This window comes from Desulfuromonas sp. AOP6, assembly GCF_009731355.2.
Taxonomy (GTDB): Bacteria; Desulfobacterota; Desulfuromonadia; order Desulfuromonadales; family SZUA-540; genus SZUA-540.
The window spans coordinates 621958-640408 of sequence record NZ_AP022810.1 but is presented as its reverse complement, the minus strand read 5'-3'; the positions used below and the strand labels follow the sequence as shown (position 1 = coordinate 640408).

General features: G+C 58.5%; 15 protein-coding genes. 6 read left to right on the top strand and 9 right to left on the bottom strand.

The features are described from left to right. Positions 1 to 172 precede the first annotated feature (172 nt). Positions 173 to 955 carry an IclR family transcriptional regulator gene (locus AOP6_RS03055; protein ID WP_155875163.1) on the top strand — a complete coding sequence of 261 codons (783 nt, stop codon included), beginning with the start codon at positions 173 to 175 and terminating at the stop codon, positions 953 to 955. Positions 956 to 1098: 143 nt separating this feature from the next. Continuing rightward, positions 1099 to 1911: an alpha/beta fold hydrolase gene (locus AOP6_RS03050; RefSeq protein ID WP_155875162.1), complete on the top strand. Its 813-nt coding sequence runs from the start codon at positions 1099 to 1101 to the stop codon at positions 1909 to 1911. Here AOP6_RS03050 and coaE read toward each other — a convergent pair. Continuing rightward, positions 1838 to 2470: a dephospho-CoA kinase gene (coaE, locus tag AOP6_RS03045; protein WP_155875161.1), complete on the bottom strand. Its 633-nt coding sequence runs from the start codon at positions 2468 to 2470 to the stop codon at positions 1838 to 1840. The two genes, AOP6_RS03050 and coaE, sit on opposite strands and share 74 nt — an antisense overlap. Before the next feature lie 116 nt (positions 2471 to 2586). Here coaE and AOP6_RS03040 point away from each other — a divergent pair, with 116 nt between their 5' ends. The 4 genes from AOP6_RS03040 (at position 2587) to AOP6_RS03025 (ending at position 7993) form a co-directional block, all read left to right on the top strand. Next, the gene (locus AOP6_RS03040; protein WP_155875160.1) at positions 2587 to 4431 is read left to right on the top strand and encodes a long-chain fatty acid--CoA ligase; all 1845 of its coding nucleotides are present in this window, start codon (positions 2587 to 2589) and stop codon (positions 4429 to 4431) included. A 1-nt stretch (position 4432) separates the two neighbouring features. Then, positions 4433 to 5002, top strand: coding sequence for a hydrolase (locus tag AOP6_RS03035; RefSeq protein ID WP_225897338.1), 570 nt, complete (start codon positions 4433 to 4435; stop codon positions 5000 to 5002). A gap of 68 nt (positions 5003 to 5070) precedes the next feature. Continuing rightward, on the top strand, positions 5071 to 6654 hold the full coding sequence (locus tag AOP6_RS03030; protein ID WP_155875158.1) for a HEAT repeat domain-containing protein: 1584 nt from the start codon (positions 5071 to 5073) through the stop codon (positions 6652 to 6654). 4 nt (positions 6655 to 6658) lie between these two features. Beyond that, positions 6659 to 7993: an HD domain-containing phosphohydrolase gene (locus AOP6_RS03025; RefSeq protein WP_155875157.1), complete on the top strand. Its 1335-nt coding sequence runs from the start codon at positions 6659 to 6661 to the stop codon at positions 7991 to 7993. Positions 7994 to 8067: 74 nt separating this feature from the next. Here the strand turns inward: AOP6_RS03025 and AOP6_RS03020 are convergent, their stop codons facing one another. The 8 genes from AOP6_RS03020 to AOP6_RS02985 form a co-directional block, all read right to left on the bottom strand. After that, entirely contained in the window at positions 8068 to 8628 is a 561-nt protein-coding gene (locus AOP6_RS03020; protein ID WP_213194732.1) for a HEAT repeat domain-containing protein, read from the bottom strand. Positions 8629 to 9218: 590 nt separating this feature from the next. Continuing rightward, entirely contained in the window at positions 9219 to 12797 is a 3579-nt protein-coding gene (gene nifJ, locus AOP6_RS03015; protein ID WP_155875155.1) for a pyruvate:ferredoxin (flavodoxin) oxidoreductase, read from the bottom strand. Positions 12798 to 12880: 83 nt separating this feature from the next. Then, a complete protein-coding gene (locus AOP6_RS03010) occupies positions 12881 to 13513 on the bottom strand; it encodes a carbonic anhydrase (protein ID WP_155875154.1) in 633 nt (210 codons plus the stop codon). Between the two features lie 12 nt (positions 13514 to 13525). Further along, positions 13526 to 14128, bottom strand: a complete 603-nt coding sequence (locus tag AOP6_RS03005; protein ID WP_155875153.1) for an indolepyruvate oxidoreductase subunit beta — start codon at positions 14126 to 14128, stop codon at positions 13526 to 13528. Continuing rightward, positions 14118 to 15881 (bottom strand): indolepyruvate ferredoxin oxidoreductase subunit alpha, encoded by a 1764-nt coding sequence (iorA, locus tag AOP6_RS03000; RefSeq protein WP_155875152.1) that lies wholly within the window; start codon positions 15879 to 15881, stop codon positions 14118 to 14120. The genes AOP6_RS03005 and iorA overlap by 11 nt, the downstream gene beginning before the upstream one ends. A 20-nt stretch (positions 15882 to 15901) precedes the next feature. Continuing rightward, positions 15902 to 16438: a 5-(carboxyamino)imidazole ribonucleotide mutase gene (gene purE / locus AOP6_RS02995; protein WP_155875151.1), complete on the bottom strand. Its 537-nt coding sequence runs from the start codon at positions 16436 to 16438 to the stop codon at positions 15902 to 15904. Further along, positions 16404 to 17501: an L-threonylcarbamoyladenylate synthase gene (locus AOP6_RS02990; RefSeq protein WP_155875150.1), complete on the bottom strand. Its 1098-nt coding sequence runs from the start codon at positions 17499 to 17501 to the stop codon at positions 16404 to 16406. The genes purE and AOP6_RS02990 overlap by 35 nt, the downstream gene beginning before the upstream one ends. A gap of 1 nt (position 17502) precedes the next feature. Further along, positions 17503 to 18387: a phosphoribosylaminoimidazolesuccinocarboxamide synthase gene (locus AOP6_RS02985; RefSeq protein ID WP_155877614.1), complete on the bottom strand. Its 885-nt coding sequence runs from the start codon at positions 18385 to 18387 to the stop codon at positions 17503 to 17505. Positions 18388 to 18451: the final 64 nt, after the last annotated feature.

Below are 18451 nucleotides of genomic sequence, written 5' to 3'. Positions count from 1 at the left end.
ATTATTTTACACGATGCTTAGACAGGCAGAGAGACCTTTATTCCTTAAGAGACCCAAAAAACTGATTCCAAAGGAAAAATCATACCGGTTTATCTTGACATCTTTTTACCGGGGTCGATAGAATCCTCGCAATTTGCTTTTTGAGTTTTCATTAAAAGAGGACACAACCGCCATGGCCAAGAAAGAGAAGTCAGAATATATAATCCAGGCCGTCTCCCACGCCCTTGATCTGCTGGAGCAGTTCCATGGGGATGTGGACGAGCTCGGTGTCACCGAACTCAGCAAGAGGCTGAAGCTTCACAAGAACAACGTGTTCCGCCTGCTGGCCACGCTTGAATCCCGTGGATATATCGAGCAGAACAAGGCGACGGAAAACTACCGCCTCGGGCTCAACGCTCTGGAACTCGGACAGACCTTCATCAAACAGATGGGTCTGCTGCGCCAGGCCAAACCCATTCTGGAAGATATCGTCAACGAGTGCAACGAAACAGCCTATGTCGCCATCTTCAAGGAAGGCTACATTGTCTACCTGGACGTCGTTGAAACGAACCTCACCGTCAGAGTGGTGTCCCGGGTCGGCAGTCGTCTGCCGGCGCACTGCACGGCTTCCGGCAAAGTTCATCTGGCCTACATGTCAGACGAGGAGATCGACAGCGTTCTTCCCAACCGCGAACTCAAGGCCTATACCCCGACGACCTATACGGATCGCGAGGTCCTCAAAAAAGATCTGAAGCAGATTGCCGAGCAGGGCTATTCCATCGACAACGAGGAACTTGATCCCGGCGTGCGCTGCCTGGCCGCTCCCATCCGTGACTATACTCGCCGGATCGTCGGGGCCGTCAGCATCTCAGGTCCTTCCATGCGTTTTTCCGACGAACGGATTGAGAAGGAACTGGTCCCCCTTGTTCTCAGGGCCGGCGAAGACCTCTCCACCCGTCTCGGCTTTCACAAGTAGACGCTTTCTCCCGCTTGAAACACAAAATCCCCCTTCTTCAGGGGGATTTTGTGTTTCAAGCGGCTTCATTGACAGCGAACAGACGGCTGCTACACTTCATTAAAAGCTATTCCCTATTGATTTCAGCAAGAAAGGCCTATTTCATGCCGGCCGAACCAAAACCGCAGAGTCCAAAGCATCACGAGGACGCGGCCCCATTTTTACTGCGGCCGTCCACGCCGCGAGGGGCCGGCATACTCCTGGTGCACGGCTTTTCCGCCACACCACAGGAAATGCGGCTTTTCGGCGAAGCTCTCTGCGACCAGGGCTATACGGTATTGGCAATACTGCTGCCGGGCCATGGCACCTCACCGCAGGATCTGGCGACCAAACGCTACGAGGACTGGCTGGAGGCCACTGAGGCGGGATACCGGGAATTAAAACAGGAGGAGTCCCAGATTTTCGGGTTGGGCCTGAGCACGGGAGCCCTGTTGCTGCTGGCACTGGCTGCCCGGGTGGAAGTGGCGGGTCTCGTTCTGCTCTCGCCCTACCTCAAGCTCCGACACCGCTTCGCCAGCAGTGCCTGGCTGCTCCGGCATTTCAAGCCTTACCATCACCGGCCTCTTGCCCCCGAAGCGGCTCTGCGCTATTACGAAAGGCGGCCTCTCAATGGCGTCCACCAGATCCATCGCCTGATAGGCCACCTTCGTCCCCTGCTCATGAAGATAACTACCCCGACCCTGGCGATCAACGGTAGCGGGGATCAGACAATACGGGTTGAGAGCGGACAGTCTCTCTTGATGAGCCTGGGCAGTCGCCACAAAGAATATCACCTGTACGGACCGGAGGTTCCCCATGTACTGTGTACGGAAGAGAACCCGAGATGGCGCTCGGTTCTCGCCCTCAGCCTGCAGTTTCTGGAGGGCCGGCAGAACGATTCCGCGCCAGCTCCAGCAGACGGCCATAGAGAGCCCTGACTTTTGCGGCAAGAGCATCGACGGACCCGGCGTTGTCCACGACGAAATCGGCCCGCTTCACCTTGTCCGCCAGGGGCATCTGCGCCTCGATCCTGGTCTGCGCCGCCTGCTCGTCCAGGCCATCTCTGGCCATCAGGCGCTGGCGCTGCACCTCGGCAGGCGCCGTTACCACAACGATGCGATCCACGCGGCTGTCCGCTCCCGCCTCGAAAAGGAGTGGAGCCTCGTAAATAATGAGCAAAGCCCCCTGCCGCTGCAGGGAGGCGATGCGGGCGGCCGCCAGACATGCAATCGCCGGGTGAGTGATGCGGTTCAGGTCCTGGCGAGCCTCCGGGTCGGCAAAGATCAACCGTCCCAGTTCCTTCCGATCCAGGGTGCCATCCGCCTGCAGAATGTCCTTTCCGAAACGTTCCACCAGACGGGCCAGGGTCTTCTCCCCTGGCCGCACGACCTCCCGCGCCAGTTCGTCCGCGCTGATAACCGCCGCCCCCAGTTGGCGAAACTGCTCGACAACAGCACTTTTTCCTGTGGCGATTCCGCCCGTAACTCCGACGACCATCCTCTTGTCCTTTCCGCTTCTGGCGATATAAACTTTCATAATCCGGGGGCGTTGTCAATTCCGCCATTTAGCGGCAGGGCAGCGCCCTCACCCCCCAAGGCAAACGGAGGTGTCCCATGACCAAAACCCTACCTCAAATCCTGCTGGATAAAGCGGCCCGCCGCGGCGACCAGGAAGCTCTGCGCCGCAAAGAAGACGGTCAGTACGTGGGTATTTCGTGGAAAACCCTTGCCCGGCAGGTCCGTCTCTGCGGCCGCGGCCTCATCGGCCTGGGCCTGCAACCTGGAGACCGGGTGGCCATCATGGCCCCCAACTGCCCCGAATGGGTCTACGCCGACCTGGGGGCCATGGCGTGCGGAGCCCTCTCCGTTCCCGTCTATCATACGGAAGGGATCGATACCGTCCTCTACATCCTGCAGAATTCTTCCAGCCGCGTCCTTTTTCTCTATTCCCTCTATATCGCCGAGGAACTGGCTGAAAGACTCGACGAGGTGCCTCATCTGGAGAAAATCATCGTCATCGGTGACGAACTGGACCACCCCCGCTTCACCTCGCTGGCATCCTTCCTCAAAGAATCGGAGAAAACGGCAGAGAGCCTCTTGGATGAGCGCCTGGAAAAAGGCAAACCCGACGAGGCGGCCACCATCGTCTACACATCGGGGACCACCGGCCCGCCCAAAGGGGTGCTGCTGACTCACAACAACTTTTTGTCCAATATCGAGGAGTGCTGCAAACGTTTCGACATCAGCGAAAAGGATATGTGCCTCTCCTTTCTGCCTCTCTCCCATGTCTTCGAACGCATGGCGGGTTATTATTTCATGCTCTACCAGGGAGCCGTCATCGCCTACGCCGAAGGGATCGATTCCGTACCGGCCAACCTGGTAGAGGTGGCGCCCACTGTGGCCATCAGTGTTCCCCGCCTGTATGAGAAAATGTTTGCCCGGGTCATGGATCGGGTCGTCTCCGGCCCCTGGCTCAAAAAGCAGATGTTTTTCAGCGCCCTGAATTCCGGCCGCAAACTGGTACGCCAGGAGCAGGCCGGACAGAGCCCATCCGCCCTGCTGCAAGGCGCCGTTGCCCTGGCGCGCAAAGTGGTGTTTGCGCCCATAAAAAAACACCTGGGTGGCCGCCTGCGATTTTTCGTTTCCGGCGGCGCTCCCCTGACGGAAAACGTGGCCGAATTCTTTCTCGCAGCCGGCATCCCCATCTACGAAGGCTACGGCCTGACCGAGACCTCGCCCGTCATCGCCTGCAACTACCCCGATGCCCTGCGTCTTGGCACCGTGGGACGTCCCCTCAGCGACGTCGAGGTCCGTCTGGGCGAAGACGACGAGATCCTGGTACGCGGCCCCAACGTGTTCTCGGGCTACTGGAATCTGCCGGATGAGACCCGCGAAGCCTTTAGCGACGGCTGGTTCAAAACCGGCGACATCGGCAAGCTCGATGCCGATGGTTTCCTCTCCATTACCGACCGCAAAAAGGACCTGCTGGTGACGGCAGGCGGTGAGAATGTCGCCCCCCAGATGCTCGAAGGCCTCTTCAAAACGGACAAATATCTCTCCAATGCCATGGTTTACGGAGACCGCAAGCCTTATCTTACCGCCCTGCTGGTGCCCAACTTCGAAAACCTGGAGAAATACGCCCGCTACAAGAATATCGACTTTCTGACCCCCTGCGATCTCGTCAACCACCCGAAGATTCTCAACCTCATCCGTCGGCGCCTCGATGGGCTGCAGGAAAATCTGGCCTCCTTCCAGCGGGTCAAACGCTTCACCCTCCTCTCCAGGGATTTCAGCAAAGAAGAGGATGAAATCACCCCCACCCTCAAGATAAAGCGAAAAGTGGTGGCGAAAAACTTTAACAAAATCCTGGAAGGCATGTATATTGCCAAGGATAAAGGCATCCATGATGCCGGTTTCTGTATTGTCGAAAACCTCACCGACGCGGAGAAGGATGACTGACATGGACATAATCAAAAAACTCTGGCTTAAAAAAGACGGCACGGTTCTGGTCATTGTCGACGTGCAGGAGCGGCTGGTGCCGGCCATGGAGGAACATATCCGTCAGCAGGTGATCAACAACATCCGCACCCTGGCTGAAGCCGCCCGCATTATTGACCTGCCCGTGCTGGCCACGGAACAGTACCCGAAAGGGCTGGGCGCTACCGTGTCTGAGCTGGCCTCCTATGCCGAAACGCCGATCATCGAGAAAAGCAGTTTCAGCTGCTGTGGAGAAGAGAACTTTCTTAACGCCCTGGAAAGAAAAAAAGCGCGGCAGATTCTGCTGGTGGGCATGGAAGCCCACGTCTGCGTCTTTCAGACCCTGCTCGACCTGCAGGGCCGAGGCTATCAGGTGCACCTGGTACGGGACGCCATCTGCTCCCGACATAAAACGGATTTCCTCACTGCTCTCGAGAGTGCCCGGCTGGCCGGTTCGACTGTAACGACTACCGAAATGGCCCTTTTTCAACTCCTGCTCAAGGCGGGAACAGCGGAATTCAAGGCGGTATCGGCGTTGATCAAAAATCGTTGATGCGACAGGTCTCCCGCAAATCATCGCAGCGGACACCTCAAATGAACAAAGTGAAGGATAACCCCTGAATGGACATCCCCCAGCCCAAACCCATTCTCCTGGAAAACGCCCTCCGAGCCCTGGCCCGGATCATCAAAGCGGCCGGCTTCTATCCTCCCGGGCACCCGGCGCTCAAGGCTCAGATCCTGGAAGGATTGAAAGCCTGGCGCCCCCTGCTGACAGAGGGCAACCTGACCTTTTCCGTGCGCAAAGACCATTTCGTCGTCGATGAAGCACGGGTCGGCAAAGAGGCGGCTTTTCTTCCGCAGTTAGCCACGGCGTTTTTCGCCCGTCGCGTCCAGCGAGTACTCGTGCTGCCGGACTTCTCAGACCGCGACCTGCTGGGACTGGCCCGCGCTCTGGCGATTCGCCCCGAGCTGATCGCGCAGAAAGGCGGCATCGAGGAATTGCTCCTGCAGGCGCGGGTGATGACTCTCTGGTTCAACGAACTGCAGCTCGACCGCATCGTCAAACGCAAACAGGAGGCGGAAAAGGTCTTTGCCACCGATCCGGGGAAAAGCGGCGACACAGCCGCATGGGACGAACCTCTGCTCGAGGAAGCCACCGAGCAGGCCGAAGAAAAGCCCAAGGAACTGCGCGAAATGGAGGAACTGCTGCGCAATCTTCAGCAGCAGGGTATCCCTGATGATCGCTACCGTCTTCTGCTGCAGGAGCTTCCGCCCAAACTCCGCCGGATTCTCACTGACGAAGGGCGCTACCTGGTCATCGAGGCTCTCGCCCTGCTCCTGACCCACGCACAGTCGGAACGGCTTTCCGTCGCACGCAGGCAAGCGGCTCACCAGGCCCTGGACGCGCTGGGGATGGAAGACGTGTTGAATTATCTCGTCGATCTGCTCTGCCTGCCTTTGACCACGCGCCAGGAACAGGACGCCATCATCACCATTCTGCTGTTTTACGGCACCCGGGTTGTCACCCGCATCATGGACCGGCTCTGCTCCGAAAAGGGGGGCCAGGCCAGGCGTTGTCTAACCGAACTCCTATCCCGGCAGGGAGCGGAGGCCATCCCCATCCTGAATTCCTATCTCAGCGATGAGCGCTGGTATGTCAAGCGCAATGTCGTCTTTATTCTGGGCGAGATCCGCCACCCCTCCGCCGTCCCCGCCCTTACCCCTCTACTCAATCACGAGGATGTGCGCGTTGGCCGTGAAGCGATCCGTTCCCTTTCCCGTATCGGCGGTCCCGAGGCACTGGACATCCTGCTGCAGGTGGCCGAGGACGAGGACCCGGATCTGCGCCGTCTGGCCTTTCTCTCTCTCGGGGCCATGAAAGAACCAGCGGCCGTGCCTTTTCTTCTGCGAGTGGTCCAGTCGCAAGATTTTCTGGTCAAAAAACTGGACGAAAAGAAAGAGGCCATCCGCGCTCTGGGAGAGATTGCCGCCCCTGAGTCCTGGCCTCATCTTCTGGAATTGCTGCATCGCAGAAAGTTCTGGAAACGGGCCCGCTACAATGAGTTGCGTGCCGCCGCGGCGGCTGCTCTAGCCAGCTTTCCCGTTCCGGAAGTCATCGGCGCCCTTGAGGAGACCACCGAAGATCCGGCGCAGCAGGTCGCCCGGGCGGCAGTCCAGTCGCTCAAGCAAATCAGAAAAGGCTGAACCCATGCAGACGAGTCACAAAGAAATCCTTCAGCGAATTTCGCGAACGTTCCAGGGGATGCGCCTTTACTCGCCGGCGCATCCGACCATCCGCAAACAGGCCCAGGACCTCCTGGCCGCGCTGGCAGGACTCTTTCTCCACAAGCCCCGCCTGAAACTGGGACTTCTGGACGACACCCTCTTCTTTGACGACGAACTCTTTGCCTACCCTTCTCCTGCCGAAGAAGATGTGGCCAATCTGCTGCGCACCCTGGAGGTGGAAGGTCTGGAATTCATCTCCGGACTTGGGGCCGATGAATTTCTTTCCTTTCTCGATGTCATCCGCCAGGGAGAGACCAAAGGAGAAGAACTGGAATCGGCCCTGCTCAAAAAAGGGGTTCATCACATCCGCCCCACCTCCGTTGAAAAGACGGACGATGACGAATTTGCCCGCAAACCCCGCAAGGTCTACGACCGGGCCCTGCGCGTCATGGAAGATATCTTTCATGATGTGCGCCTGGGCAAAATCCCGTCTTCGGAAGAGGCGATGCAGGCGGTTAAAGGCATGGTCGAAGTCACCCTGTCCGATCCCCACGCCCTTTTCGCCCTCTCCCTCATCAAGGACTACGACAACTACACCTTCACCCATTCAGTCAATGTCTCGGTCATCAGTTTAGCGGTCGGCCGCGCCTGCGGCCTTTCGGCAGAAGAACTGCGCGTTATCGGCCTGGGCGGCATGCTGCACGATTTGGGCAAACTCAAGGTGGACGTCGGCATCATCACCAAGCCCGGCCGACTGACCCAGGGGGAATTCGAACAGATCAAAAAGCATCCCCGCGATGGCGCCGACATCCTGCAGCAGATGAAGGATATCCCCCCGGAGGTCGTCGATATCGCCCTGTGCCACCATCTCCAGTATGACCGCAAGGGTTACCCCGCTGACAACCGCGGCAAGCTCTTGTCCCCCATGGTGGACATGGCGGCCATCGCCGATGCCTACGACGCCATCACCACCCTGCGCTCCTACCAGCGACCGGTGACGCCGCGCCAGGCCATCAAGCTGCTGCGGGATAATGCCGGCACCAGGCTGCACCCCCAGTTTGTCGAACGTTTCATCCAGGCCCTGGGACCCTATCCCGTCGGCAGTCTCGTTCGTCTGCAGAACAATGAGATCGGCCTGGTCACTGCCGTCGGCGGCGCCTCCCGCTCCGCCACCCGGCTGAAAATTCTCTTTGCCTCCGAAGGCAGCAAGCTCGACCCACCTCGGCTCTTCTGTCCGGATTCCGCTGACGAACTGAGTATCGTCGGCGAGGTGGACCCTTTCAGCAAGGGCATCGAAATCGCCGACTATCTGGATTGAAGCAAAGAGGCCGACACATTTCCGTGTCGGCCTCTCTTATAGTCTGGTGAAATCAAAAGGTGTCGGAAAAGGCTTTACACGGTCTTCAGATCGGCGAGTGCCAGGAGTGCAGCCGCCCGCACCACGGCACGGCTGTCGGCAACGGAGGAAGCCAGAGGTTCTTCCGCCTGCGGGAATCCGATTTTTCCAAGGGAGCGTGCCGCGTTGACCACCAGTTCTTCATCGGCATCCTGAAGACAGGCCACCAGGTAAGGGACCAGACGCGCATCGGCGAAGTTCCCCAAGGCGACAGCGGAGTGGACCCGTACCGCCGGATGAGGGTCTTTGAGGTGTTTGACCAGGGCGCCCAAGGTTTTGGGGTGAGCCTTGTTGCCCAGTACCTGCACAGCAGCAGCGCGGATATCGGCGTCAGGATTTTTGAGGGCAGCCAGGAGCAGGGGAAAGATCTGCGGGCTGTCGACACGCTCAAGAGCGATGATGGCCTGAACCTGCTGCCCCCGGTTCCCTTCCTTGAGCATAGCGGTAATGCGGGAGAGAGACCAGGAAGTCTCGACCTTTTCCAGGGCCTGCGACGCGGCTTGACGCACGACCTCCTCAGGGTCTTGCAGAGCCTTCAGCAGCACTTTCTTTCTCAACTCTCCTGCTTCCACAGTCGGGCTCCCAAATCAAGGATTTCATTCCCAGGCAACAGGCTTGGGGTTGCAGGGTACCTTGTCCCTGGACAGCTCATCGGGCTGTGAAAAAACCTAGGTCCCGCGGATTTCGACATTCCACCGCGGCATTCCTTATGTACGGCAGAAAAAATAGCGATGTTTCAAAAAATGGCAATTAACATTAGGACATAGGCTCTAAATAGTCAATAGGGTCGGCCACCGGGTAAAGCAATATCCCTTTTTGTGTTCTGGATCGTTGTGATGAAAAAATTTAGTCTTGCAGCGCCTTGCTGCGGCTCTCTATTTTTGTCGCCATTACCGAATGTGAGCGGGGCCGGGACTGGGGATGGCTGGCATAAATCCTTGAAAAACTAGCTTGTGTAAAAAAGCGGCCGATTTCGCTCAGGAAATCGGCCGCCTGTTTTGCTGACCTACGAACAGAACAGTGCTGTCGCCTGGAAATGGCTATCAGACAGCTATCCCCGTCACCGTAAAGCTGTCGACCCTGAACAGCCCTTGACCGGTGATCCAGCCCACAGCTGTGATCCGCCAGCACGGTACAGCACGCGCACTTACCTCCCCTCCTCTTCAAACTGCAGGTCGGCCATGGCTCTGTACATTTTGAATCGCTTGGCTGTTTCCATGTTTGCTTTTGCCATCAACACCTCGGAGGCCTCCGGGTTGATGCTCTTCAGCACAGTGAAACGATTCTGCTTCGTAGCAAAATCCTCAAAGCGGATGGTCGGCTCCTTACTATCCAGCTGAAGGGGATTTTTTCCTTCGCGGGCCAGGTCAGGATTGAAGCGATAAAGTGGCCAGTGACCTGAATTAACCGCATCCTTGCAACCGTCGATAGCGCTGTCCATTCGGATACCGTGCGCAATACAATGGCTATAGGCAATGATCAGCGAAGGTCCATCGTAGGCTTCGGCCTCAATAATGGCCTTGACCGCCTGTGCGGGATTCGCCAGGGATATCTGGGCGACATAGATGTTGCCATAGGTCATGGCCATCATACCCAGGTCCTTCTTGGACATCGGTTTCCCACCGGCAGCAAACTGGGCGACGGCTCCGAGCGGCGTCGCCTTGGAGGCCTGACCGCCCGTATTGGAGTAGACCTCGGTGTCCATGACGAGGAGATTCACATTCTCTCCGGAGGCGAGAACGTGATCGAGTCCTCCGTAGCCGATGTCATACGCCCAGCCGTCGCCACCAATGGACCACACGGACTTTTTGACCAGAAAATCGGCCAAGGAAACCAGTTGTCCGGCCTCCGCACTGGTACAGTCGGCCATGATTTTCTTGAGCTGGAGCACGCGCTCCCGCTGCGCCTCGATCCCTTCCTGCGTGCCCTGATCAGCGCTCAGGATGGAATTGAAAAGTTCAAGGCTCCCCCCGCAGGCGCTGCAGTCACAGGCGGTTACCCGCTGCAGCAGTTCTCGGGCATATTCGGCGAACTTATCCACCGTCAGGCGCATGCCAAAACCGAACTCGGCGTTATCCTCAAAGAGGCTGTTGCTCCAGGTAGGACCGCGGCCGTCTGCGCGGGGACTCCAGGGGGTAGTCGGCAGATTGCCACCGTAGATGGAGGAACATCCGGTCGCATTGGCGATGTACATGCGATCTCCGAAGAGCTGGGAAATCAGCTTGAGAAAAGGCGTTTCGCCGCAGCCGGCACAGGCCCCGGAGAATTCGAACATGGGATAGAGCAGCTGGCTGCCTTTGAGGCTCGTGCGATTGACCAATGAGCTATCTGTCTCGGGCAGGCTGAGGAAAAAATCCCAGTTCTTGGCTTCCGTCTCACGCAGCGGCAACTGTTCGGCCATGTTGATGGCCCTGAGATTGGCGTCTTCCCTGTTTTTTGCAGGGCAATTATAGACGCAGGCGCCGCAGCCGGTGCAGTCTTCAGGTGCGACCTGCAGCACGAACTTCTTGCCGGCCATGTCCTTGCCCTTGGCGTCGACGCTCTTGAAGGTCGCCGGAGCGCCCTTGAGAACTCCTTCTTCTACAATCTTCATCCGGATGGTGGCGTGAGGACAGACAAAGGAGCAGATACCGCACTGGATGCAGAGTTCTTTATCCCACACAGGGATGCTGGTCGCGATATTGCGCTTTTCGTATCTGGCCGTTCCCGTGGGAAAGGTGCCGTCGCACGGCATGGCGGATACAGGCAGAGTATCCCCCAAACCGGCAGTGATGGTCCCCACCGTCTTGCGGACGAACTCGGGCAGGTCTCCGCTGAGGCCGATCTTCATGGTCAGGACGCTGTCAGCGCCGTCGGGTACCGCGACTTCGTAGACATGCTCAAGGGCCTGGTCGACGGCCTGCTTGTTCATGTCCAGAACCTTCTGTCCTGCTTTGGCATAGGACTTGTCGATGGCATCCTTGATCTCACGGACCGCCTGATCCAGGGGGATGATGTTGGATATCTTAAAAAAAGCAGTCTGCATGATGACATTGATGCGGGGTCCCAGCCCGATTTTCTCTCCCAGATGCACACCGTCAATAACGAAAAACTTGAGCTTTTTGGCGATAATCTGCTGCTGCACCTCGACAGGCAGCTGCGCCCAGACCTCCTCTTTGCCATAGGGGCTGTTGAGCAGGAAAATAGCCCCTTCCTTGGCGTTCTTGAGCATGTCGTATTTCTCAAGAAAACTGAACATGTGGCAGGCCACAAAATCGGCACTGTTAATCAGGTAGGGTGAGGCGATCTTCTCCTTGCCGAAGCGCAGATGGGAGGTGGTGACGGTGCCGGCCTTCTTGGAATCGTAGACGAAATAGGCCTGAACGTTGTTATCGGTGGTCTCGCCGATGATTTTTATGGAGTTCTTATTGGCACCGACGGTGCCGTCACTGCCGAGTCCGAAGAACATGGCGCTGTAGACATTGCGGGGTACCTTGAAAGCAGGATCGTACTTGAGGCTGTTGCCGGTCACGTCATCCTCGATCCCCACAACGAACTTGTTGCGGGGCTCATCCAGGCTCAGGTTGTCGAAAACGGCCTTGGCCATGGCCGGCGTGAACTCCTTGGAACCCAGACCGAAACGGCCGCCCACAATGGTGGGATAACGGGAGAGATGGACCATCTTCTGCTCCATAGCTTCGCCCACGGCTGTACGGATGGCCTGATAGAGAGGCTCACCGATAGATCCGGGCTCCTTGGTGCGATCCAGGACGGCGATCTTGCTCACCGCGGAGGGAAGCGCTCTGGCGAAGGCTTCGGTCGGAAACGGCAGATAAAGGCGAATCTTGAGCAGACCGACCTTCTCACCCCGTGCCACCAGATGGTTGACGAGCTCTTCCACCGTGTCGGCACCGGAACCCATAACCACCAGAACACGCTCAGCATCAGGCACGCCGACATACTCGACCAGCTTGTACTGACGGCCGGTGCGCCCTGCGAACTTGTCCATCTCCGCCTGCAGGATGGCTGGAACCGCATCGTAGAATGTGTTCACGGTCTCACGACCCTGAAAATAGACATCGGGGTTCTGGGCCGTTCCGCGAAGCTTTGGCGCGTCCGGCGAAAGGGCGCGACGACGGTGCTCGAAAACCAGCTCGTCATCGATCATGAAGCGCATGTCGTCGGGGCTGAGTTCCTCGACCTTCTGTACCTCGTGCGAGGTGCGGAATCCGTCGAAGTAATGCAGGAAGGGGATGCGCGCACGCAGGGTCGCGGCCTGGGCAATCAGCGCGAAGTCCATGACCTCCTGGACATTGTTGGAACAGAACATGGCCCAGCCGGTCTGGCGACAGGCCATGACGTCCGAGTGATCCCCGAAGATGGAAAGTCCCTGGGCCGCCAGGGCTCGGGCCGACACATGGAAGACCGTGGGGGTGAGTTCCCCGGCAATCTTGTACATGTTGGGAATCATCAGCAACAGCCCCTGAGAGGCCGTAAAGGTGGTGGTCAGGGCTCCAGCCTGAAGAGCGCCGTGTACAGCGCCGGCGGCCCCACCCTCGGACTGCATCTCGACCACCTTGGGAACGGTACCCCAGATGTTCTTTTCTCCGGCAGCGCTCTTGGCATCCGAGATCTCTCCCATACCGGACGAGGGGGTGATGGGGTAAATGGCGATCACTTCGTTGGTCGCGTGAGCAACATGGGCGGCAGCTGAACAGCCATCAAAGCATGCAGTTTTCCTGTTCATGGTCATTCTCCTGAAAAGCAAAAAATTAAATAAATAGCCAAGCGACGACTCTTGCGTACCGGGATTTCGACTCAGCCGCTACATCAGGCCAAGGTTTCGAATGTCCCGTTAACCGGACAAACCCCGGAAAGCGTGCCGGCCTGAAGATCGAAATACCACCCGTGAAGAGCCAGCCGGCCATCTTCGACACGCTCCCTGATCCAGGGGAAGGTCATCAGATTTTCAAGAGAGAGCAGAATCGCCGCCCTCTCACAGGCATGAACCTGCATTTCGACAGGTTTGTCAGCAAACTCCTGCAGCACCCTCTCCTTGGCCTTTTGGGCGATGCCAACCCAGTTGGCAATAAATGAATGTTCTCCGCATTCACAGACACCGTCCATAAGCCCCCTGATTCCGCCGCACTGGGAGTGACCCATGACGATGATATGTTCAACCTGAAGGTGGCAAACCGCATATTCGAGAGCAGCGCTGACGCCGTGGTGACCAGCATCCGGTTCGCAGGGCGGCACCAGGTTGGCGACGTTGCGCACGACAAACAGGTCGCCGGGCGCGCAATCGGCGAGGATAGCCGGGTCAACGCGCGAATCGCTGCAACCGATCAGTATCGCCTTGGGGTTTTGTCCCTGGCGCAGGCTGTCAAACAACGTCTTGTCCGAACCGAGCCAGTTTTCCTGAAAACGTTTGAATCCGGCAATAAAGCCTTCAATTTCTTGCATTTTCATTCTCCCTTATAAGGTTGGTGACTTTGACCTTTGCCCGTCACGACCAAGCTGGAAAGCGAGCAGGTTCTCCTGCTGAAACTGCGGCGGAACCTTTTGGGCGATGACGTCGTGCCAGAGGGCGGGTGGCATTTCCAGCGCTGTCGACAGAGCGCCGAGCAGCACCGTATTGACGGTCCGGGGATGGCCGGCCTGATGCGCTAAGGCCAAGCCGTCGACCAAATGGGTGTTGGGATAGACCCTGAGCAGCTTGTCCTCAAGATCTGGGGGATAGCTGGCAGTACCGACCGCTACCGGTGCCGGCAGAATACGCTGCCTGTTAACGAAAATGGTGCCGTCTTCGCCCAGCATCGGCAGATAGCGGTATGTCTCCAGCAACTCGAAGCCGAACAGGATATCCGCCTGCCCCTCATGGATCAGCGGCGACAGAACTTTGCTCCCATACCGGACATGCGAGGTCACACTGCCGCCGCGTTGCGACATGCCGTGGATTTCGCTCTTTTTGACATCGTAGCCGGCCAGCAGCAAGGCTTCGGAAAGCAGTTCACTGGCCAGCAGGGTGCCCTGACCGCCAACACCGGCGAGCAGAATATTCCGTACGTCATCTTTCATCGTTAACCTCGATCGCTTCGAATTGGCACAGGTGACGACAGAGCCCGCAACCGCTGCACAGCGAACCGTTGATATGGGCTTTTGGACTCGGGCTGTCCTGTTGCCAGGAAATGGCGGGGCAACCGAGCTTCAGGCAGGCCTTGCAACTACGGCAATGGTCTTCTACCACCTTCAAGGCAGGTGTCGGCGCCGGACCATGTCGCCGATCAAGCATGCAGGGACGTTTGGCAATGACGACAGACAGCTCTTCCCGGGCCATTTCCTGCCGCAGCACCTGTTCCGTCTGCGCCAGATCATAGGGGTCAACCACCTCGACATGCTTGACGCCGAGCACCCGGCATAGCGCCTGCAGGTCGATCGGCGGGCTCTCCACGCCGGCCAAGGTGTAGCCCGAGCCCGGGTTCTCCTGGCGACCGGTCATGGCGGTAACCCGGTTGTCGAGCAACACCACGGTGCCAAGGCCGCCGTTGTAGATCATATCAATCAGACTGTTGATGCCCGTGTGCAGGAAAGTCGAGTCACCCATCACGCCGACCACCTTGGATCGTTCCTGTTGCGGCAGTGCTTTGATGAGACCGGCGGCGTTGCTGATCCCCGCCCCCATACAGACGCAGGTATCCATCGCCGAGAGCGGCGGCAGAAAGCCCAGGGTGTAACAGCCAATATCGCCGGTGACGAACGCGCCCAAACGCTTCAGGGTGTAGAAAACGCCCCGATGCGAGCAGCCGGCGCACATGTTCGGCGGTCTGCCGGGCAATTCCTCCGTATGCTGGTAGGCTGTGGCAGGCCGGCTGCCGTGCAGGGCGCTCTCAAGACGTTCCGGAGTCAGCTCACCGCAGCGGGGGATCAGCTCTTTGCCGCGCACCTCGATGCCCATCGCCTTGACCTGTTCCTCGATGAAGGGATCGAGTTCTTCAATGACGTAGAGTGTTTGGCAACGTGCCGCGAAGTCGCGGATCAGTTGCTTCGGCAACGGATAGACCATGCCCAGTTTAAGGATATGGGCATCGGGGAGCAGTTGCCGCACGTACTGGTAAGCGATCCCCGAGGTGATAATGCCGATATCGCTGCTGCCCTCCTCGACGCGGTTGAACGACTGTTCGCAGGACCAGACCTCCAGAGTATCTATGCGCTCTTCCACCAGAGGATGGCGCTTGCGGGCATTGGCCGGCAGCATCACCATCTTGGCTGGATCCCGCCGAAGACCGGGGGCTGGCAGATCCGCCACCGGCTCCTGTGGGCTAACGACCGACTTGCCGTGCGAAATCCGCGTATTGGAGCGCAGCATCACCGGGGTGTCGAACTGCTCGCTGACCTCGAAGGCCAGACGGGTAAAGGCTCGGGCTTCTTCACTGTCGGCCGGCTCAAACATCGGCACCTTGGCGAACTTGGCATAGTTGCGGCTATCCTGTTCGTTCTGCGAGGAATGCATCTCGGGATCGTCCGCACAGGCCAGCACCAGCCCGCCGCGCACCCCGATATAGGAGAGCGTGAACAAGGGGTCGGCGGCCACGTTCACGCCGACGTGCTTCATGGCCACCAGGGCACGCGCGCCGCCGAAGGATGCGCCAATCCCGACTTCCAGGGCGACCTTTTCGTTGGGAGCCCAGGAGGCGTCAACACCGGGATAGGCGACAAGGTTTTCCAAGATCTCAGTGCTGGGGGTCCCCGGGTAGGCAGAGGCGACCCTGACCCCTGCTTCGTAGGCTCCCCGGGCAATGGCTTCATTGCCCGACATCAGAAAATTCGGCATGATTTCATCCACCCTTCCACTCAGGAGGTCTTCTGCAGATTGGCCAGGGCTTCGTCTGCGGTCTGGTCATAACGCTGCCGCTCCTGTTCAGCCAGCCGCGCCAGCGCCGCGTCGATCGCCGGATATTTGAGCGCCAGGATGCGCGCCGCCAGGATCGCCGCATTACGCGAGCCGTCCACGGCAACCGTGGCGACGGGAACGCCGGGCGGCATCTGCACGGTAGAGAGCAGACTGTCCCAGCCGGAGAGAGGGCCGTTGCCAAGGGGCAGCCCGATCACCGGCAGGCGGGTGTGTCCGGCAATCACCCCGGCCAGATGGGCAGCAACGCCCGCACACCCGATCAGCACCTGCACCCCTTCGGCATGGGCGCGGTCGAGATAGGCGAAGACCTTGTCAGGGGTCCGGTGCGCCGAGGCCACCACGATCTCACTGCGGATGCCCAGTTCGTCCAAGGTGTCGCGAACCTTGATCACTTTGGGCAAGTCGTTGGGGCTGCCGGTGAGAATACCGACCAGGACTTTGTCATCCAGTGCTGCGTTTGTACTGTTCTGTGTCATCTGTTGTTTCTCCTGTTTCGTGTTCTCTAGCGGCTGCCCTCAGCAGCCGGTTGTTGATAGCCATCCAGGCTTCGGTTTGCGGAGGTGACTCCACCAGCAACAGGTCGTTGCTGCCGTCATCCAAACTGCGCAGGGTGTGATAGAGCCTATGGGCATAGGCCTGCGGGCGGCCCGGCATTTTGACAACCCGTGTTTGGTGTGTCGGACAAAAATCGGCGGGCGATTCTTCCAGGGTCATCAGGGCGACCTGCAAGCCCTGCTCCCCGAGCTGCCTTGCTCGTGGCCAAAGGCGATTATGGGGCTCAATCGCCAAAGGCGTTCGGGGTGCATAGTGCGATGGCAACAGGCCCGACGCTCGGATGTCCGACGCGCCCATGGTTCTGTTCGCCGGTCGGCAACCGAGGACCTTGGCGAGCTGACCGCCAGAAATGCCCCCGGGACGCAGCAGGGCCGGTTCCTTCTTTGCCAGGCTCAAGATGGTCGACTCGACACCGACCTGGCAGCTGCCACCATCGAGCACCAGATCGAGACTGTCACCGAATTCATCCCGGACATGGACGGCCCGGGTTGGACTGATGCGACCGAACCGATTGGCGGACGGTGCCGCCAGGCCGCCGCCGAAGGCTTGCAGCAGGTCGAGGGCGAGGGGATGAGCCGGTATCCGCAGGCCAATTGTGTCCTGCCCGCCGGTGACCTCTAGAGGCACCCACGCTGCCTTTTTCAGGATCAGCGTCAGGGGGCCAGGCCAAAAGCTCTCCGCGAGCTTCCATGCGATCGCCGGAATCTCCTGTGCCCATTCGTTCAGCTGTTCGGGTGCGGCCAGGTGGACGATCAGCGGGTGGTCTGCAGGACGCCTTTTGAGTGCAAAGATACGCTGCACAGCTTCCACGTTGGCGGCGTCGGCCCCGAGGCCGTAGACGGTTTCCGTCGGAAAGGAAACCAGCCGCCCCTGGCGAAGCAGGCTGACGGCAGCACTGATCTGACCGTTGGGATCGGCTACGGCACCTGTTTTAGTCCCGGCGGCTGATTGCCGAAAGTCTTTGCCGTTGACAGAAATTCGCATATCAGCCCGTCAGTCGGCGCAGAGCTTCCATGTATTTTTCCTGGGTCTTGCTGATAATGTCAGACGGCAAACCGGGTGCAGGCGGTTCCTTGTCCCAGGCGATCGACTCCAGATAATCGCGAACGTACTGTTTGTCGAAGCTGGCTTGTGGTCGTCCGGCGGCGTAATCTTCGGCCGGCCAGAAGCGGGAAGAATCGGGGGTGAGAGCTTCATCAATCAGCAGCAACTGCCCGTCATCCGTCAGTCCGAACTCGAACTTGGTGTCAGCAATAATGATGCCCCGCTCCAGAGCGTAGTCGGCAGCGAAACGGTACAGCTTCAGACTAATCTCCTGAACGAGCATGGCGATATTTTCTCCAACGATTGCCGATGCTTCAGAGAAGGAGATGTTTTCGTCGTGGCCTGACTCAGCTTTGGTCGAAGGAGTAAAGATCGGCTGGGGAAGCTTTTCCGATTCGCTGAGACCTTCTGGCAGATGGATGTCACAGACCCTTCCGGTGCGGCAATATTCCTTCCAGCCGGAACCGGTAATGTAACCACGCACGATCGCTTCAATGCGTAACGGCTCGGTCTTTCTGACCAGCACAGTGCGTCCGTCCAGTTCCCGGTCGTACCAGTCCAGTTCGGGGTAATAATTGCCGTCCGGGTGACCATCAATGAGGTGATTTGGAACAATATGGGCCGTTTTCTCAAACCAGAAGTTCGACATTTGGGTCAGAATACGCCCCTTGCCGGGAACCGGGTCGGGCATCACGTGGTCGAAGGCGGAGATGCGATCGCAAGCGACAATCAGCAGGTGCCGGTCGTCGGGAGCGTAAACATCCCGAACTTTACCGCGACGATGCAGGTTTAAGCCTTTACCGGACGATGAATAGAGACTGGACATGTTCACGTTAGAGCTCCTCTTGTGGTGGCGAAATAAAAAAAAAGGGGCTGTTAATGCATACATG

Bases quoted from the DNA above. Each gene is read 5' to 3' on its own strand.
- AOP6_RS03055 (WP_155875163.1), top strand. From the start codon at position 173: ATGGCCAAGAAAGAGAAGTCAGAATATATAATCCAGGCCGTCTCCCAC.
- AOP6_RS03050 (WP_155875162.1), top strand. From the start codon at position 1,099: ATGCCGGCCGAACCAAAACCGCAGAGTCCAAAGCATCACGAGGACGCG.
- coaE (WP_155875161.1), bottom strand. From the start codon at position 2,470: ATGGTCGTCGGAGTTACGGGCGGAATCGCCACAGGAAAAAGTGCTGTT.
- AOP6_RS03040 (WP_155875160.1), top strand. From the start codon at position 2,587: ATGACCAAAACCCTACCTCAAATCCTGCTGGATAAAGCGGCCCGCCGC.
- AOP6_RS03035 (WP_225897338.1), top strand. From the start codon at position 4,433: ATGGACATAATCAAAAAACTCTGGCTTAAAAAAGACGGCACGGTTCTG.
- AOP6_RS03030 (WP_155875158.1), top strand. From the start codon at position 5,071: ATGGACATCCCCCAGCCCAAACCCATTCTCCTGGAAAACGCCCTCCGA.
- AOP6_RS03025 (WP_155875157.1), top strand. From the start codon at position 6,659: ATGCAGACGAGTCACAAAGAAATCCTTCAGCGAATTTCGCGAACGTTC.
- nifJ (WP_155875155.1), bottom strand. From the start codon at position 12,797: ATGAACAGGAAAACTGCATGCTTTGATGGCTGTTCAGCTGCCGCCCAT.
- AOP6_RS03010 (WP_155875154.1), bottom strand. From the start codon at position 13,513: ATGCAAGAAATTGAAGGCTTTATTGCCGGATTCAAACGTTTTCAGGAA.
- AOP6_RS03005 (WP_155875153.1), bottom strand. From the start codon at position 14,128: ATGAAAGATGACGTACGGAATATTCTGCTCGCCGGTGTTGGCGGTCAG.
- iorA (WP_155875152.1), bottom strand. From the start codon at position 15,881: ATGCCGAATTTTCTGATGTCGGGCAATGAAGCCATTGCCCGGGGAGCC.
- purE (WP_155875151.1), bottom strand. From the start codon at position 16,438: ATGACACAGAACAGTACAAACGCAGCACTGGATGACAAAGTCCTGGTC.
- AOP6_RS02990 (WP_155875150.1), bottom strand. From the start codon at position 17,501: ATGCGAATTTCTGTCAACGGCAAAGACTTTCGGCAATCAGCCGCCGGG.
- AOP6_RS02985 (WP_155877614.1), bottom strand. From the start codon at position 18,387: ATGTCCAGTCTCTATTCATCGTCCGGTAAAGGCTTAAACCTGCATCGT.